Origin of the sequence: Streptomyces tibetensis, from assembly GCF_007655005.1 — a bacterium.
Taxonomy (GTDB): Bacteria; Actinomycetota; Actinomycetes; order Streptomycetales; family Streptomycetaceae; genus Streptomyces; species Streptomyces tibetensis.
On the sequence record NZ_SZVW01000001.1, the window covers coordinates 259,287 to 276,839 of the forward strand.

At 71.0% G+C, this 17,553-nt stretch carries 14 protein-coding genes; 4 read left to right on the plus strand and 10 right to left on the minus strand.

Going from position 1 to position 17,553, the window contains the following annotated elements:
• Positions 1 to 90 precede the first annotated feature (90 nt).
• The 5 genes from FDO69_RS01205 to FDO69_RS01225 form a co-directional block, all read right to left on the minus strand.
• Positions 91 to 3,345 carry a S8 family peptidase gene (locus tag FDO69_RS01205; RefSeq protein WP_104777904.1) on the minus strand — a complete coding sequence of 1,085 codons (3,255 nt, stop codon included), beginning with the start codon at positions 3,343 to 3,345 and terminating at the stop codon, positions 91 to 93.
• 267 nt (positions 3,346 to 3,612) lie between these two features.
• Positions 3,613 to 4,296 (minus strand): ABC transporter ATP-binding protein, encoded by a 684-nt coding sequence (locus FDO69_RS01210; protein ID WP_104777685.1) that lies wholly within the window; start codon positions 4,294 to 4,296, stop codon positions 3,613 to 3,615.
• Positions 4,297 to 4,397: 101 nt separating this feature from the next.
• Complete coding sequence (locus FDO69_RS01215) at positions 4,398 to 5,846, minus strand: ABC transporter permease (RefSeq protein ID WP_104777686.1); 1,449 nt, start codon at positions 5,844 to 5,846, stop codon at positions 4,398 to 4,400.
• Positions 5,847 to 5,990: 144 nt separating this feature from the next.
• Positions 5,991 to 7,241: a L,D-transpeptidase gene (locus tag FDO69_RS01220; RefSeq protein WP_104777905.1), complete on the minus strand. Its 1,251-nt coding sequence runs from the start codon at positions 7,239 to 7,241 to the stop codon at positions 5,991 to 5,993.
• 280 nt (positions 7,242 to 7,521) lie between these two features.
• Complete coding sequence (locus FDO69_RS01225) at positions 7,522 to 7,851, minus strand: hypothetical protein (RefSeq protein WP_104777687.1); 330 nt, start codon at positions 7,849 to 7,851, stop codon at positions 7,522 to 7,524.
• Between the two features lie 109 nt (positions 7,852 to 7,960).
• Here FDO69_RS01225 and FDO69_RS01230 point away from each other — a divergent pair, with 109 nt between their 5' ends.
• The gene (locus FDO69_RS01230) at positions 7,961 to 8,275 is read left to right on the plus strand and encodes a hypothetical protein (protein WP_170320818.1); all 315 of its coding nucleotides are present in this window, start codon (positions 7,961 to 7,963) and stop codon (positions 8,273 to 8,275) included.
• Between the two features lie 46 nt (positions 8,276 to 8,321).
• Here FDO69_RS01230 and hutH read toward each other — a convergent pair whose 3' ends face one another.
• From hutH to FDO69_RS01245, 3 genes are all read right to left on the minus strand, one after another.
• Positions 8,322 to 9,860, minus strand: coding sequence for a histidine ammonia-lyase (gene hutH / locus FDO69_RS01235; RefSeq protein ID WP_104777689.1), 1,539 nt, complete (start codon positions 9,858 to 9,860; stop codon positions 8,322 to 8,324).
• 192 nt (positions 9,861 to 10,052) lie between these two features.
• Complete coding sequence (locus FDO69_RS01240) at positions 10,053 to 11,201, minus strand: GGDEF domain-containing protein (RefSeq protein ID WP_167526497.1); 1,149 nt, start codon at positions 11,199 to 11,201, stop codon at positions 10,053 to 10,055.
• A gap of 172 nt (positions 11,202 to 11,373) precedes the next feature.
• A complete protein-coding gene (locus FDO69_RS01245; protein WP_104777690.1) occupies positions 11,374 to 12,174 on the minus strand; it encodes an enoyl-CoA hydratase/isomerase family protein in 801 nt (266 codons plus the stop codon).
• Positions 12,175 to 12,402: 228 nt separating this feature from the next.
• Here FDO69_RS01245 and FDO69_RS01250 point away from each other — a divergent pair, with 228 nt between their 5' ends.
• A complete protein-coding gene (locus FDO69_RS01250) occupies positions 12,403 to 13,215 on the plus strand; it encodes a RodZ family helix-turn-helix domain-containing protein (protein WP_167526498.1) in 813 nt (270 codons plus the stop codon).
• Positions 13,216 to 13,358: 143 nt separating this feature from the next.
• Here FDO69_RS01250 and FDO69_RS01255 read toward each other — a convergent pair whose 3' ends face one another.
• The gene (locus FDO69_RS01255) at positions 13,359 to 14,465 is read right to left on the minus strand and encodes an adenylate/guanylate cyclase domain-containing protein (RefSeq protein ID WP_104777691.1); all 1,107 of its coding nucleotides are present in this window, start codon (positions 14,463 to 14,465) and stop codon (positions 13,359 to 13,361) included.
• 242 nt (positions 14,466 to 14,707) lie between these two features.
• Positions 14,708 to 15,574 (minus strand): biotin--[acetyl-CoA-carboxylase] ligase, encoded by an 867-nt coding sequence (locus FDO69_RS01260; protein ID WP_104777692.1) that lies wholly within the window; start codon positions 15,572 to 15,574, stop codon positions 14,708 to 14,710.
• A gap of 110 nt (positions 15,575 to 15,684) precedes the next feature.
• Here FDO69_RS01260 and FDO69_RS01265 point away from each other — a divergent pair, with 110 nt between their 5' ends.
• A complete protein-coding gene (locus FDO69_RS01265; RefSeq protein ID WP_104777693.1) occupies positions 15,685 to 17,289 on the plus strand; it encodes an acyl-CoA carboxylase subunit beta in 1,605 nt (534 codons plus the stop codon).
• A gap of 25 nt (positions 17,290 to 17,314) precedes the next feature.
• Positions 17,315 to 17,524, plus strand: a complete 210-nt coding sequence (locus FDO69_RS01270) for an acyl-CoA carboxylase epsilon subunit (protein ID WP_104777694.1) — start codon at positions 17,315 to 17,317, stop codon at positions 17,522 to 17,524.
• Positions 17,525 to 17,553 lie beyond the last annotated feature (29 nt).

The window sequence follows — 17,553 nt, forward strand, 5'->3', positions numbered from 1 at the left end:
GGACCCTACTGACGCGACGGGCCCGCCGGGAAGCCGAAGCTCCCGACGGGCCGTCAACGCGCTTGCGCTACTGCCTGCTTGCCACGCGTGCTACTTGCCGTAGAACGCGTTGTAGATCGAGATCGTCGACTTGTTGCCCTTCTTGTCGGCGATCTTGGCGTGGAAGGAGATGCCCTTGCCCTTCGCCGGGTTCTTGACGCTCACCTTGCCGTCCTTGACGGTGAGCTTCTTCCAGGTCTTGCCGTAGTCGTACGACACGTACACCGACAGCGACTTCAGGTTGCTGCCCTTGGCCGCGCCCTCGACGGTGACCGGGACCTTGACGGTCTTGTCGGCCGGGGCCTTGCTGCCCAGGTCCGTGGTCGCGAGGAAGCGGGCCGTGGAGACGGGCAGCTTCGTGATGTCACTGGTCTTCTTCGAGCGGAACGTCCAGCTGGCGTCGACGCGGGTGGAGGCCGAGGCGACCTTGACGCTGCGCTTGACCGATGTGGTCAGCTTGTACTCGGCGTCGGCGGCCGGGACCTTGAACTGCTTGTCCCCGAACAGCGGGTCGTCGTTGCTGCCGACCTTGGTGCCGTTGCGGTAGAGCGTCGTGTCGACCGCGGAGAACTTCGAGTAGCCCACGTTGCCCTTGCCGTCGGCGAACAGCGGCAGCGAACCGTAGATCTGGTTGCCCTCACGGATGACACCGAAGTCGCCGGTCAGGCGCGGCCCGAAGACAGCCGTGTTGACGGTCTTGGAGTAGCTCTTGCCGGCGGCGAACGTGTGCGTGCCCATCGCGTAGGCGGCCTCGTCGATCGGGAAGCCGTCCGCGTCCAGACCACCGGACTGGGCGAACTCGAGCTGCCATTTCACGCCACCCTGGGCGGACAGGTGGAGTGTGCGGGTGTCGGGCAGGGCCTGCTGGAGGCCGATCGAGGAGGCGCTGGAGCTCCACGGCATCCAGCCCACCGCGTTGATCGAGCCCTTCTTGCCGCTCGCCGAGGCGCCGAGGCCGGCCTTCACCGTGGCGAGTTCGCTCGCCTTGTAGTGCTTGGTGAAACCGGTGGCCAGCTGCTTGACCGGGCCGCCGGCGATGATGTCGTACTCCTCCTTGCCGCCCTTGGACCAGTGGCCGTCCCATTGCTGGGTCACCGAACCGTCGGTGATCTGCGGGCCGACGTGGGCGCTGCGGAACTTGTCGTAGGAGTCCAGCCACCAGCCGAAGCCGTAGCTGGTGTCATCGGTCTCCACCGTGTAGTCGGCCGAGGCGAACTCCGACTTGACGCCCGTGGCCGGGACGGTGATGTCCACCGGCTTGGCCTTGCGGGCGTCCAGGGTGACCGTCGTGTTCTTGGTGAGGTTCAGCTTCGGCTGGGCGAGCCAGTCCACGCCCTCGAACTTCTCCGGGTCGTCGCCCACGAAGACGCTCGTGTTCAGGATGTAGGTGCCCTTGGGGAGGCGGGCGGTGACCGTGCCGTCCGCGTCGTACGGCATGGCCTCCTTGCCCTTGCCCAGGCCCGCGATGCCGGTCAGGTCGGCGCTGTAGTTCTTGGCCGCCTTGCCGTCGCGGTCGAGGAACTTCAGCGTCACGTCGTACGACTCGACCTCACGCTGCACCGCCGCCGCCGTGCGGACGGTCTGGCCGTCGCCCGTCGCCGTCACGTACGCCGAGTACGCGCCGTCGACGGTGCCGCCCAGCTTGGTGTCGACGGTGAACGGCACGGAGGCCTTGCCGCCGGCCGGGACCGTCACCGAGGTGGCGCCGAGCTTGAAGAAGCCGGCCGGGACGGCCTGCCCCTTCGGGTTGGTGGCCGTCGACGAAAGCTTCAGCGTGACGTCCTTCGTACCGAGGTTGCGGTACGTCAGCTCCTTGGTGACCGGCTTGTCGTCGGTGTGGGGCCACTGCTGCACCCCGAAGCTCACCGAGGCCGGATCGGCGATCACGGACTGCTTGATGGCCTTGTCGACCTGTATCCGGCCCGAACCCTGCTGGAACGGGGTGTACTTGCCGCCCTTGGTGGAGCCGGTGAGGGCGCCCTTGAGCTCGGCGTACTTCCAGTCCGGGTGCTGCTGCTTGAGGATCGCCGCCGCGCCCGCGACATGCGGGGTCGCCATCGACGTACCGGAGATCGTCATGTAGCCGGCCGGCTTCTCGCCGACCTCCTGGGCTATCTGGTTGCCCGGGGCGGAGGCCGCGGTGATGTCCACGCCGGGCGCGGTCACGTCGGGCTTGAGGGCGCCGTCCAGGCCGGGGCCACGGCTGGAGAAGTCGGCCAGCACGTCCTTGTCGTCGACCGCGCCGACCGTCAGGGCCGCGGCGGCGCTGCCCGGGGAACCGATGGTCTGGTCGCCGAAGTCGCCCTCGTTGCCGGCCGCGATGGCGAACAGGACGCCCTTCTCGTCGGACAGCTTGTTCACCGCCGCTTCCAGCGGGTCGATCGCGGGCGTGTCGCCGCCGCCCAGGCTCATGTTGATGACGTCGGCGCCCTCGGCGGCGGCCCACTCCATGCCGGCGAGGATCTCGGAGTCGCTGCCGAAGCCGCCGTCGTCGAGGACCTTGCCGTTGAGGATCTTCGCGCCGGGCGCGACGCCCTTGTACGTGCCGCCGGACTTCTTGCCCGTGCCGGCCGCGATGGACGCGACGTGCGTGCCGTGGCCGACCTTGTCGGAGGCGTCGGGCGAGGTGGTGAAGTTCTTGGCGCCGACCACCTGACCCTTGAGGTCGTCGTGGGTGCCGTCGACACCGGTGTCCAGGACGGCGATCTTGACGCCCTTGCCGTCGTAGCCGGCCGACCAGGCCTTGGGCGCGCCGATCTGCGCGACGGACTTGTCGAGGCTGGCCTTGCGGACGCCGTCGAGCCAGACGTGCGCGATCCCGGCGGCGGTCTTCTCGCCGTTGGTGACCGCGTCCCAGAGCTCGGGGGTGTCCTTCTGCGGTGTCTGCACCGCGTCCGCGTTCACGGACTTCAGCGCGCGGCTCAGGGTGCCGGCCTCGCGGACGTCGGCCTTGGTGGCCGCGGCGCTGCCCTGGTAGCCGACGATGACCTTCAGGCCCTTCTTCTGGGCCTTGCGGGTCGCGGACTTGTTCAGCTCGGTGACGTCGAAGAGCCGCTGGTCGAGCTTGCCGGAGGCGACCAGGCGGGCGGCGTCGGCCGGGATGACGAGGGTGTGGCCGTCGACCTTGCGGACCTGGGCGGGTACGTTCTCACGGCCCTTGGCGTGCTCCAGGCCGATGACACGGCCCTTGGCGTCGAGGACGACCCGGTCGCCGGTGATCAGCGTGATGCGGTGCTTGGCGGTCAGGGACGCCGGCTTGGCGGCCGCTGCCGCCTGTTCGCCGTTGGCCGACGCCGGGCTGGTCATGCCCGCCGCCAGGGCCACGGCAGCCGCTGTGGCGACCGTGGCCGCGCACGCCCTTTTCACTTGTCTGCGCAAGTTTCCCCCTTGCAGAAGAACCGGGCGAATTCCCCGTTCACCCGGCCGGGGGTGGTCTCGTACGCATGCACGTCCACCCCCCGGAATACGCAGTATGCCGAGGGGTGATCAGGTGCTCAATAGATGAGATGAAGGTAAGAAATTCGTCGGCCGACTGTTACACGGCCGTCGGAACTCCGTTACAGGGCCGCGGGGTTACGCACGCGCGTTCTCCTTGACAGTGATCCGGCCCTTGCGGAGCGTCGCCAGGCGCGGGGCCTTCCGCGCTATCGCCGAGTCGTGGGTGACCATCACGAAGGTGAGGCCGAGCTCCTCCCACATGCGTTCGAGTACGTCCATGATCTCGTCGCGCATCGATTCGTCGAGATTGCCGGTGGGTTCGTCGGCGAGGAGCACCTTCGGCTGTTTCACCAGGGCCCGGGCGATGGCCACGCGTTGCTGCTGACCGCCGGACATCTCGCCGGGCAGATGCGCGAGGCGCTCGCCGAGACCGACCGACTTCAGTGCCTCGGCGGCCTGTTCGCGTCGCTGTTTCGGTTTCACGCCGAGCGGGACGAGGGCGGTCTCCACGTTTTCCTGCGCGGTGAGCGTCGGGATGAGGTTGAAGGACTGGAAGACGAAGCCGATGCTTTCGCTTCTGACCCGGGTCAGTCGTGCCTCCGGCAGTGCGGCGAGATCGGTGCCGTCCAGGACGACCCGTCCGGAGGTGGGGCGGTCCAGACCGCCGAGCATCTGCAGCAGGGTGGATTTGCCGCCACCGGTGGGGCCTTGAATGACGAGCCGGTCGCCGTCGGGGATGGTCAGGTCAATGCCGTCGAGGGCTTGGACGGTGTCTTTGGAACGGGTGTAGTGCTTGGTGACAGCTCTCAGTTCGTACATGGCGGAAACTCCTGAATCGTCTCGAAGTGCGGGTGCGTGGGGGTTGTTCGCGCTCACGCGGCGGAGCCGCGTATCGACACGGCCCCGCGCCCCTGAAGGCGCTATTCGACTCGGCGCAAAGCGTCCGCCGGGCGGAGCCGCGAGGCCCGCCAGCCGCCGAAGGCACCTGCGATCAGCCCGCCCGTCACGGCCAAGGCCACCGCCAGCGCGATGGTCGTCAGGCTGACCGGTGCGGTGAGGGCGACGTCGAGGGTCTTCGTGACCGCCGCACGGCCCGGGCCACCGCCGAAGCCGCCTCGGAAACCCTCGCCCCCACCGCCCCCGCCCACCTGCGCCTGCAGCGTGGGGCTGACGGCTGTCACGGCGTACGCCCCCGCCAGGCCCAGCGCGATCCCCAGCGCACCGCCCACCAGGCCGTTGACGACCGCCTCTCCGACCACCTGCCGCGTCACCCGGCTCGACTTCCAGCCCAGTGCCTTGAGGGTGCCGAACTCGCGGACCCGCCGGGAGACCGCCGAGGACGTCAGCAGGCCCGCCACGAGGAACGCGGCCGCGAGCACCGCGATCGAGAGCCACTTGCCGACGCTCGCGGCGAGGGAGGAAGCCGTGGACAGCGAACCGGAGACGGTGTCCGCGAGGTCGGCGGAGGTGGTGACCGTCGTGCCCGGGATGTTCTTCTGGATCTCCGACTTGACGCCGCCGATCCGCTGCGAGTCGGTGGCCTTGACGTAGATCGTGGTGACCTTGTCCTTGGCGCCGGCCAGTGTCTGCGCCTGCTTCAGCGGGACGTAGAGGTTCGCGGCCGCGTCCCCGCTGTCGGCCGTGGCGATGCCGATCACCTTGAAGGTGCTGCCCTTGATGGTGACCGTGGAGCCGGCCTTGAGCTTCTTCTCCTTGGCGTACGCCGAGTCCGCGACGGCGACCTTCGCGTTCGTCTCGGCCGTCGTGAACGTGCGACCGCTGGTGATCTTCGAGGAGGTCAGCGGGCCGAGGGCCGGCTTGGTGACGTCGGTGCCGTAGACCGAGTAGTTGTTGACGTCGAAGTCGGCGCCGCCACCCTCGACCCGGCCCTGCGGCGAGGGCAGGGCCCCGCCCCGGCCGCGGCCCTGCCCGCCACCCGCACCCTGCTCGAACCGGCCCCGCGTGAACGCACCGCTGACCTTGACGACCTGGAGGCTCAGCCCGCCCACCGCGTCGGCGACGCCGCTCTGCGCGTCGACCTTGCCCACGGTCGAACTCGCCAGCGTCTGGAAGCCCCGCACCATGACGCGGTCGCTGCTCTGCTCACCGGTCGAGCCGTCGTCCTGTGCGTCGAAGCGGAAGCGCGGCCGCTCGGAGCTGCTCGCGGCGGGTGCCGCTGCCTTGGTGACGGTCATGTCCGTGCCCAGCCCGTACAGCGACTGGAGGACCTTGTCCTGCGCCCTGCCCATGCCGGCGGACACGGACGTGACGACGATGACCAGCGCGATACCCAGCGCCAGTCCGGAGGCGACGACGAAGGCCGCCTTTCTGCGGCGGCGCAACTCGCGCCTCAGGTAGGTGAAGAACATGGCCGCAAGCTAGGGACGGTCTGTGATGAGGGCTTGAGCCTGGCATAAGAGGTGGATGAGAACAGCGCAAAGGCCGCCGCCCGCCCCTCGTCCGGGGGTGGGCGGCGGCCTTTCGTCAGCCAAGCGGTGAGAACCGGCGCGCCGTCAGGCCGCCGAACCGGCCTTCCAGTCGGCCCAGCTCATGTTCCAGCCGTTGAGGCCGTTGTCCGGCGCGACCGTCTTGTCGCCGGTGTTCTCCACGACCACCACGTCACCGATGATCGAGTTGTTGAAGAACCAGGCGCCCGGCGTGTTCGGGTCGTTGGCGCCCTTGGCGTCCTGCAGGCCGACGCAGCCGTGGCTGGTGTTCACGCTGCCGAAGATGGACTTCGCGCCCCAGTAGTTGCCGTGGATGAACGTGCCGGAGCTGGAGAGGCGGATGGCGTGCGGCACGTCCTTGATGTCGTACTCACCCTTGCCGTCGTCGTCCGTGAAGCCCACGGTCGCGCCGTTCATGCGCGTCTCCTTGAACTTCTCGGACATCACCATGGTGCCCTCGTAGGTCTTGTTCTCGGGCGAGCCGGCGGAGATCGGGATCGTGCGGACGACCTTGCCGTCCTGCGTGATCTTCATCTTCTTGGTCTTCGCGTCGACGTACGAGACCTGGTTGCGGCCGATCTTGAAGGTGACCGTCTTCTGCTGGACGCCGAAGACGCCCTTGGCTCCCTCGACGCCGTCGAGCGCGAGCTTCAGCGTGACGGTGGAGCCTTCCTTCCAGTAGTCCTCGGGCCGGCAGTCCATGCGGTTGGCGTTGAACCAGTGGCAGGCGACCTCCTGGCCGCTGGTCGTGCTGACCTTGATGCCCTTCTGGACCGCGGCCTTGTTGGTGATCGCCTTGTCGAAGTTGATCGAGACCGGCATGCCGACGCCGACGGTGGTGCCGTCGTCCGGCGTGAAGTTGCCGATGAAGCTGTTGGCCGGGGAGACCGTGGTGAACGAGGCGTTCTCGTGGGCGACGCGACCGTCGGAGTCCTTCGCCTCGGCCGCCAGCTTGTAGGTGGTGGACCGCTCCAGCTGGCCGGTCGGCTTCCAGCTGGTCTTGTCAGCGGATATCTGGCCGCTCACCTCGGTGCCCTCGGACGTCGTCATCTTGACGTCCGTGAGCGTGCCCTTGCTCACGGTGACGGCGGCGGAGTTGTTGATGGAGGCGTTGTCCGAGCCGTCCTCGGGCGTGATCTTGATCTGGGCCTCGGAGGTCTTCTTCGCCGCGGCCTCGTCGACCTTCGACTGGGAGCTGTCACCTCCGTCGCCCCCGGAGGCGTTGTCGTCGCCGCCGGAACACGCCGAGAGCATCAGAACTCCGCCGAGCAGTGCGGACGCGACCGTCAGGCCCTTGCGCCGCTTACTGACCGTCATCACACGCTTCTCCATCGTTGCCGATTTCCCCAAAACCCCGAGTGTCCCCGTCATCACCGAGTGCCCCGTCACCACTGAGTGCCCCCGCCGGATCTCGTGAGTCCTCATCCGGAACTTTCAACGCTACGGCCGGCTCGTCCGGTTCCCCAGGTCGCGCAGGTGTGGGGATCACCACGTCCGTGACGGACGGTACCGGCGAAACGGGTGCGGTCGGTGCGCCGTTTGAGACGCGAAGACCCCGGGCGGCGGTTGCCACCCGGGGTCACGAATCCCGGACGGTTCAGCCGTCGCCGTCCTCGCCATCATCCTCGTCAAGGTCCCAGTCCGGCGACTCGGGGTCGTAGTCGACCCGCTCGCTGCTCCAGGAGGCCTGCTGGAGTTCCACCCCCGGCACCTCGCTGACCAGGTCGAACGGGTCCACGAGGTACGCGAGGGCCTCCGCGGTGTCTTCCGTCACAGTGCTCTCGGCGTGGGCCCGCTCCGCCGCAGGCACCTCCGCCTCGTCGGCGATCTTGCGCAGCGCGGACTTGGTGACCGCGTCCGCGTCGTCCACCTCGAGAACGAGTTCCACCCGAAGCCGTACAAAACGTGATGTCTCTGGAGTGCTCATGGCGGGAGCGTACGTCCAGGCCCTCCCGTGACTTTCCCGTGACCCGCGACTTTCACTAACATCGCTCCACACGGCCAATTCGCCGACGTCACAAGGGGATCGATATTCCGTGTCATCCGCTCGCCGCCCGTTGCTGACCGCCACCGCCGCAGCGTCCCTGCTGGGCGCCATGTGGTTCGTCCCGTCCGCGAACGCGACGCCGGACTCCCCGGTGAGAGACGCGGTATCGACGAGCCCGTCGCCGCAGGTCACGCAGCAGGCCCGGATCGCGGCCACGACCGCCGACGCCTCCGTCACCGGTACCCGCCTCGCCGACACGGGCACCTTCGACAGCACCCCGTACGTGATCGGCGGGACCTTCTGCCTGACGCTGGGCGCCGGGTTCGTCGTGTACTCGGTGCGCCGGGAACGCCTCGGTTTCTGACGGCCGTTGAGGCGGGGCCCCGCCGGACGACGGGACCCCTCCTGCCCTACTGGAGCGGCCCGGTGACCTTCTCCACCGCGGCCAGCAGCCGCCCGTCGCGCACGAACGCGTCGGCCGCGGCGAGGTCGGGCGCGAGGAACCGGTCCGGCCCGGCCCCCTCGACTCCGGCCTCCCGTGCCGCGTCGATGGCCGCCCGCGACGCGGGCGCCGGAGTCAGCCCCTCGCGCAACTCCACTGCGCGCGCGGCGGCGTAGAACTCGATGGCGATCACGCGCGTGAGGTTGTCGACGGCCGTGCGCAGCTTGCGCGCCGCCGACCAGCCCATCGATACGTGGTCCTCCTGCATGGCGGAGGACGGGATCGAGTCGGCGGACGCCGGTACGGCGAGCCGCTTCAGCTCGCTCACCAGCGCGGCCTGCGTGTACTGAGCGATCATCAGGCCCGAGTCCACACCGGCGTCGTCGGCGAGGAACGGCGGCAGGCCGTGGCTGCGGTTCTTGTCGAGCAGCCGGTCGGTGCGCCGCTCGGCGATGGAGCCGAGGTCGGCGGCGGCGATGGCCAGGAAGTCCAGGACGTAGGCGACGGGCGCCCCGTGGAAGTTGCCGTTGGACTCCACCCGGCCGTCGGGCAGGACGACGGGGTTGTCCACGGCGGAAGCCAGCTCGCGGTCGGCGACCAGCCGGGCGTGGGCCATGGTGTCCCGGCCGGCGCCGGCGACCTGCGGGGCGCAGCGCACCGAGTAGGCGTCCTGCACGCGCGGCGCGTCGTCCTGGTGGTGCCCGGTCAGGCCCGAGCCCTTGAGCACGGCCAGCATGTTGGCGGCGCTGGCGGCCTGCCCCGGGTGCGGCCGGATGGCGTGCAGCTCGGGGGCGAGGACCTTGTCGGTGCCGAGCAGGGCCTCCAGCGACAGGGCGGCGGTGACGTCGGCGGACCGGTAGAGCCTCTCCAGGTCGGCCAGGGCCATCACCAGCATGCCGAGCATGCCGTCGGTGCCGTTGAGGAGGGCGAGGCCCTCCTTCTCACGCAGTTCGACGGGCTGGATGCCGTGCGCGGCGAGGAGTTCGGCGGCCGGGCGTACGACACCGTCGGGGCCCTCGGCGTCACCCTCGCCCATCAGCGCGAGGGCGCAGTGGGACAGCGGTGCGAGGTCGCCGGAGCAGCCGAGGGAGCCGTACTCGTGCACGACCGGGGTGATCCCGGCGTTGAGGAGGTCGGCCATGGTCTGCGCGACCTCGGGGCGTACGCCGGTGTGGCCGGAGCAGACGGTCTTCAGCCGCAGGAACATCAGGGCGCGGACGACTTCGCGCTCCACGGCCGGGCCCATCCCGGCGGCGTGCGAGCGGACGATGTTGCGCTGCAGCTGCGCGCGCAGCTCCGGGCTGATGTGCCGGGTCGCCAGGGCGCCGAAGCCGGTGCTCACGCCGTACACGGGGTCCGGCTTGGCCGCCAGCGCGTCCACGATCTCGCGGGCCGCGGCGAGGGCGGCCACGGCCTCCTCGGAGAGCTCGACGCGGGCGCCGCCGCGCGCCACGGCGAGCACGTCGGACGCCGTGACCCCGGCCGTCCCCACCACCACAGTGTGCATATCCATATTCAGGAGCGTACGCAGTGAATTCGATGATGTCACCACTGGGGGCGGCGTTCACCCCTTACCGAATGCGTCACACGACCCGGTCGGGGGCAAAGTGCGTCCCGGATCAGGGTGCCGGCGGGACTTCAGGGCGGGTGCGGGATCAGGGCGTGCGCGGCCGGGGGCGCGGAATCGAGGCGTGCGGGGTCAGGGCGCGTGTCGGCCCCGGAATCGCCGGCGCTCACCGCCGGCCTCCCGGGACGGTTCGTCCGCGAGCCGCACGACGGGATCGTCGGGCCCGGCCCGCCCCGCGACGACCGGCCTGGCCGCCCGTTCGGCCTTGGCCCGGTACTGGGCGGCGTCGGCGAGCCGGAACAGCCGACGGGCGGAGCGGACCTGCCCGATCGGGTCCTCGGTGGAGGCGACCCCGCAGGCCACCCCGTCTCCGAGCTCCAACTCGGCGGCCCTGCGGCACAGTTCGTTGGCCGCCTTCACGACCTGGTCGGCGGGCGGCCCGACCGCGAGCAGACAGAACTCGTCCCCGCCCAGCCGCGCGGCCAGCGCCCCCGGCAGCATGGCCCCGCACAGCGACAGCACCGACCCGAACCGCTCCAGGAGCCGGTCACCGGCGGCGTGCCCATGGGTGTCGTTGACCCGCTTGAGCCCGTTGAGATCGCAGACGACGAGACTGACCACGACGTCGTCCCGGCGGTGCCGCTCGATCGCCTGCTCCAGGCGTACGTCCACGGCGCGGCGGTTGGCGAGTCCGGTGAGGGAGTCGGTGAAGGCGAGCCGCCGGACCTCCTCCAGCCGCTCGGTCTGGGCGAGGCCGGCGGCCACGACGGAGGCCAAGACGGTGGCGAAATCGGCGTCGCCCCGCCCGAAGACGGCCTCACCGGCCGGACGGGCGACATACAGCTCGCCCCAGGCCCGCCCGTGCAGCACGATGGGCGCGACCACGCAGCAGCCGCGGCCGCGGCGCCGCAGGGCGGCGACCCGCTGGTGGCAGTACCCGGGCCGCCCGGCGGCGGGCCCCTCGGCGGTCTCCACCCACGCGTCGGGCTCCCCGCCACCGGCCCACTGCTCGTGCAGGAACTCGGTGATCTCCGCGAACTGGTGCACCGGGTAGGCCTCGTCCTCCGGGAATTCCTCCTCCCCTTCCGCCAGCTCGCCCACGTTCACGAGGACCCGCAGCCGCCCGAGCTCGCGCTCCCACACCGACAGCGCGGCGAAACTCCCACCCAGCGCCCGGCACGCCCCGGCGGCCGCGGCGCGCCACGCCTCACGTGACCCGTGCGCGGCCGCCATCCCCTGAGCCAACGCGACGACGGCCGCCAGCCGTCTGTCCTCACCCATCACTCCAGGCTAGGGAGTTTTCAGCCAGACTGACGTGTTTACGACGCGAACGGGGACGACCGGTTGGTGTGGGTCGCCCCGGCCGTGCTGTTCGGCGCGGGGCTGTGATTGGCGGGTGGGAGCGGGGCTGTGGTTCGCGGGTGGGAACGGGCGCCCGGGTCCGCCTCGGCCGCTACTCCCCCGGCCACTGCGGCTTGCGCCGCTCGTTGAAGGCCGCGACCCCCTCCGCCCGGTCACCCGAGAAGGCCGTCGCCCGCCATGCCGCGTCCTCGACCTCCAGCCCGGCCCGCAGGTCGAGCCCCTGCCCGAGCCTCAAGGCCCGCTTCGCCGCCCGCAGCCCCACCGGCGAGTTCCCGGCGATCCGCGCCGCCAGAGCGAGCGCCTCCTCCCGGTCCCGCCCCTCCTCCACCAACTGATCGACCAGCCCCAGCTCGCCCGCCTCCACGGCCTCCACCCGCCGCGCGGAGAAGATCAGCTCGGCCGCCCGGGCCGCCCCGACGCGCCGCGGCAGCAACTGCGTGCCCCCGCCCCCGGGGATCACCCCGACCGACACCTCCGGCAGCCCCACCACCGCGGTCCGGTCCGCCACGATCACGTCGCACGCCAGCGCCAGCTCGAACCCGCCACCGAGCGCGAAGCCGTGGACCGCCGCCACCGTCGGCACCGGCAGCTCCAGGACGCCGGTGTACGCCCCCCGCGTCACCGGGCGCTGCCGCAGCAGGTCCGCGTCGCTGAAGGAGTTCCGCTCCTTCAGATCCGCCCCGACGCAGAAGGCCCGCTCATGCGTCGAGGTCAGCACGACCGCCCGCACGTCCCGGTCCTCCCCCAGCGCCGTACAGGCCCCGGCGATGGACCGCGCCATCTCCGTCGACACCGCGTTCATGGCCTTGGGCCGGTCGAGGACGAGCTCCGCGACATGCCCCTGCTCATGCCGCCGCACCAGCACGAACTCCCCGAACCGTTCCTCACTCATGACACCCTCCGGTTAACGCGGGTTAACAAGGTCGACGGTTCGATCATCGCAGCCCCACCCGACCCGCGAAAGGGCGGACTCGCCCGGCTTCCACCACCCCCCGCCCACCCGTTCGAGTGACATCACCCCAACTCCGGCACAACCGCCCATGGGAGCGCATAGCGTGCGTCCCCCACGGCGCACAGGGGGCGCATGTGCTGCGGGGAGGGATCGTTTCGGGGAGGGACCGTGAGGACGACGAACACGCCGACGAGGCCACGAGAGAACACCAGAGCCACCACGACACCGCACCGACGTGAGCCCGCGCCCCACCAGGCCACCACGACACCGCACCGACGTGAGCCCCCGCCCCACCAGGCCACGACGGCACCACACCGCCCTGAGCCCGCGCCCCACCAGGCCACCACGACACCGAACCGCCCTGAGCCCGCGCCCCACGAGCCGGCCCCGGCCGAGATCGGCCCCTTCGCACCGCGTGTCCGGGGTCGTCACCGCAAGCCCCGCCCCCGCAAGGTCCTGCTCGCCGCCGGCGGCCTCGCCCTCGCCACGGGCGCCCTGAGCCTCCTGCGCCTGACCTCCGGCCCGGGCTCCGAGGCGGGCACCCTCGGGGCCGGCCCCCGCCCGGACCCCGCCGCCACCTCCACGGACTCCACGGACGACGCCACCCGCACCGCCGCAAGCCTCCCGGCCGACCCCGACGCGAGCCCCTCCTCCACCACGGCCCTGGGCGGCCTGACCCCGTCGCCGGTCGCCAAGGGCACCCGGCCGTCCCAGTCCGCCACGGCCGACACCCCGGGGGCGGCCACGGCCGACACCCCGGCACCCATCACCGTCCCCGGCACGCCGAACGCCCCCGCCCCCTCACCGACGGCCTCAAAATCCGGCGACGCGCCCCGCCCGGCCCCTCCCCCACCCGCCCCGCCGACCCGGACCACACCGGATCCCGCACCCGCACCCGAGGAGCCGAAGAAGCCCCACGACCCGGACCTGTGCGTGCCGGTCATCGGCCTGTGCGTGGACTCCCCGGTCGACCGCCCCTGACGAGCGAGGCGAGGCGCTCCGGCACAGGGACCCGACACTCCGGCACAGGGACCCGACACTCCGGCACGAGGACCTCGCACTCCGGCACAAGGACCCGGCACTCCACACGGATCCGGCGCCCGGCACAGGGACCCGACGAGCGGCTACGGGGCCCCGTCGCGCCGCGTGAGCAGCCACGGCTCCACGACGCCCAGCCCACGCACCGGCCGCTGCCACATCGGCTGCAGCCCGAACCGGTAGACCGGGGGCTCCTCGCCCTCCTTCTCCGCCGCCGCGGCCTCCTCGGCCGCCTCCGCCTCCGAGGCCGGAGCGTCCTGCGTACGGATCAGCTCCTCGGCGAAGGCGGTGTCCACCAGCACGGCGTCCTTCGGGGCTATCGACGTGAGCCGGGAGGCCAGGTTCACGGTCGTACCGAACACATCACCCATACGGGTGGTCACCGTGCCGAACGCCATGCCGACGCGCAGCTCCGGCATCGTCTCGTCGTGCGCCATGGTCTCGATCAGCCGCAGGGCGATCTCGGCGGCCGTGCCCGCGTCGTCGGCGGCGTAGAGCACCTCGTCGCCGAGGGTCTTGATCAGCCGCCCGCCGTTCGCGGCCACCAGGTCAGCGGCCGTGGTCTCGAAGGCCTCGACCAGTTCGCCGAGCTCCTCCTCCTCCATGCGTCGGGTCAGCCGCGTGAACCCGACCAGGTCGGCGAAGCCGACGGCCAGGCGCCGGTCGACCATCTCCTCGTCGTCCGCCACCTGCACGACCCGTCCCGCGGAGGCGGCGAGCTGGCGGCGCCAGACGTAGACGAGGAACTCCTCCAGCTCGGGCAGGAGCAGCTCGACGATCGGATACGTCACCTCGGTGCGGGTCATGCCCGGCTCGGGCGGCTCGGTCAGTCCCTCCAGGAAGGAGTCGATCTGCCACTCGGCGAGCCGCGCGGTGGTCTGCCCCGTGGACCGGGCGACCTGAACGGCCATCGCCTCGCTCAGCAGGCCCGCCTCCACGAGACCGGCCAGGCGCCGCAGCGCGAGGACGTCGGCCTCGGTGAGGGCCTTGGCCTGACCGATGTCGGCGAAGCCCATGGCCCGCCAGAAGCGGGAGGCCAGTTCCATGGAGACGCCGGCGCTGCGGGCCGCCTGAAACGGGGTGTAGCGGCGCTCGGCGCCCAGGATGAGCCCTTCGAGGCGCAGGGCGAGCGGATCCTCGCCGGAGTCGGCGCCCTGCGCGTCCGTGCCGGAACCCGAGTCGTCGACGGTCACGCGTGTTGCCCTTCCGATCTGTCACGGTCATGTATCGACCGGCCTCAACTCTACGGCAGGTGTGCGCCAGCTCACTCCGTCAGGTTCGGCCGAGGGGTGGGTGCCCGGGGTTTGCCCGCTACTCGGCGTTGGTGCCGGGCCCTCCGGGGGCTGCCGCCCAGACCCCCGCTTCGGCCTGAGCGGCCTCGTCCTTCATCGCCGGACGGGCTGGAAGCACCTGGCCCGCGCCCGGCCTCAGGCGCTCACGCCGGCCTCAGGTGCACGATGTCCCCGGCTCCGACAGGCTCCTGCACCCCCGCCTCCGTCGCCAGTACGAGCCGCCCGTCTCCGTCCACGGCCACCGCTTCCCCCACGACCGACCGATTCCCCGGCAGCTCCGCCCGCACCACCCGCCCGAGCGTCGCGCAGCCTGCCGCATATGCCTCCTGCAACCCGCACACCCCCGGTTCGCCCTCGGCCGCGCGCCACTTGCCGTACCAGTTCTCCAGGGAACGCAGCACCCCGCGAAGCAGCGGATCGCGGTCCGTGCTCACCGCCCCGGCCAGCGCCAGGGAGCCCGCCGTCGGCACGGGCAGCTCGTCGTCCTTCAGCGAGACGTTGATGCCGACCCCGATGACGACCCCACCGTCGCCGGCTCCCTCGGCCAGAATGCCGCCGGCCTTGCGTTCCTCCTCCCCCACCGTGACCAGCACGTCGTTCGGCCACTTCAGGGCCGTGTCCACGCCCGCGGTCCGGGACAGCCCCGTCGCCACCGCAACGCCCGTGAGCAGCGGCAGCCAGCCCCACCGCGCCACCGGCACCTCGCCCGGCGTGAGCAGGACCGAGAAGAAGAGACCGGACCTCGGCGGTGCCGTCCACTGCCGGTCCAGGCGCCCGCGCCCGGCCGACTGCTCCTCGGCGATCAGCACCGCGCCCTCGGTGACCTCCCCCTTCGCCGCCCGGGCCACCAGATCGGAGTTGGTAGAACCGGTGCGCTGCACCACCTCCACCTCCGACCACAGCCCTTCCGGCCGCAGCAGACCCCGGCGCAGGGCGGTGACATTGAGGGGCGGACGGTCCAGGTCGGACCAGCGGCTCCCGTTCGGCTCTGATGCATCTCGCGGCGTCATGCAAGCCACCCTAGGTGTGGTAAACGCCGCACTGCCGATGCCGAGGCACCCCACTAGTCTACGGATGAGTAACCGTCCCCCCTTTTGAGCAGGCAGGGAGCCGCATCCCGATGTCCGAGCCGGAAGAGCAGCAGCAGCCCGACATTCACACGACCGCGGGCAAGCTCGCGGATCTGAAGCGACGCATCGAGGAAGCGACACACGCCGGCTCCGCTCGTGCCGTCGAAAAGCAGCACGCCAAGGGCAAGCTGACAGCCCGTGAGCGGATCGACCTCCTGCTCGACGAGGGCTCCTTCGTCGAGCTCGACGAGTTCGCCCGGCACCGCTCCACGAACTTCGGCCTCGACAAGAACCGCCCGTACGGCGACGGGGTCGTCACCGGGTACGGCACCGTCGACGGCCGCCCGGTCGCCGTGTTCTCGCAGGACTTCACCGTCTTCGGCGGTGCCCTCGGCGAGGTCTACGGCCAGAAGATCGTCAAGGTCATGGACTTCGCCCTGAAGACCGGCTGCCCGGTCATCGGGATCAACGACTCCGGCGGGGCGAGGATCCAGGAGGGTGTCGCCTCGCTCGGCGCCTACGGCGAGATCTTCCGCCGCAACACCCACGCCTCCGGCGTCATCCCGCAGATCAGCCTGGTCGTCGGACCGTGCGCGGGCGGCGCGGTCTACTCGCCGGCCATCACCGACTTCACGGTCATGGTCGACCAGACCTCGCACATGTTCATCACCGGCCCCGACGTCATCAAGACCGTCACCGGCGAGGACGTCGGCTTCGAGGAGCTGGGCGGCGCCCGGACCCACAACGCGACCTCCGGCGTCGCCCACCACATGGCGGGCGACGAGAAGGACGCCATCGAGTACATCAAGCAGCTGCTGTCCTACCTGCCGTCCAACAACCTCTCCGAGGCGCCGGTCTTCCCCGAGGAGGCCGACCTGGAGGTCAGCGACGAGGACCGCGAGCTGGACGTGATCGTCCCGGACAGCGCGAACCAGCCGTACGACATGCACACGGTGATCGAGCACGTCCTGGACGACGCCGAGTTCTTCGAGACGCAGCCGCTGTACGCGCCGAACATCGTCACCGGCTTCGGCCGGGTCGAGGGCCACCCCGTCGGCATCATCGCCAACCAGCCGACACAGCTCGCCGGGTGCCTGGACATCAAGGCCAGCGAGAAGGCCGCCCGCTTCGTGCGGACCTGCGACGCCTTCAACGTCCCGGTGATCACGTTCGTCGACGTCCCCGGCTTCCTGCCCGGCGTCGGCCAGGAGCACGACGGCATCATCCGCCGCGGTGCCAAGCTGATCTACGCCTACGCCGAGGCGACCGTCCCGCTCATCACGATCATCACGCGCAAGGCCTTCGGCGGCGCCTACGACGTCATGGGCTCCAAGCACCTGGGCGCCGACCTCAACCTCGCCTGGCCCACCGCCCAGATCGCCGTCATGGGCGCCCAGGGCGCGGTCAACATCCTGCACCGCCGCACGATCGCGGAGGCCGAGGCGAACGGCGAGGATCTGGAGGCGGTCCGGGCCCGGCTGATCCAGGAGTACGAGGACGCCCTCCTCAACCCCTACGTCGCGGCCGAGCGCGGTTACATCGACGGGGTGATCATGCCGTCCGAGACCCGCCGGCACGTCGTACGGGGTCTGCGTCAACTGCGTACGAAGCGGGAATCCCTGCCCCCGAAGAAGCACGGCAACATCCCCCTCTAGCCCGCAGCGAGCCCAGGAGGCCCACATGACGATCAAGGTCGTACGGGGCAACCCGACCCCGGAGGAGCTGGCCGCCGCCCTGGCGGTGGTCAGGGCGCGCGCCGCGGCGGTGGCAGCCGCCCCGCCCGGCGCGCCGACGTCCCGCGATTCCTGGTCCGACCCGTCCCGCATCGCCGCCCACCGCCTGCCCCAGCCGGGGCCGTCGGCATGGGGCCGCACCTACTGGCCGGGCTAGAGCTCCCGTCCCGAGGGGCGCGGGGAACC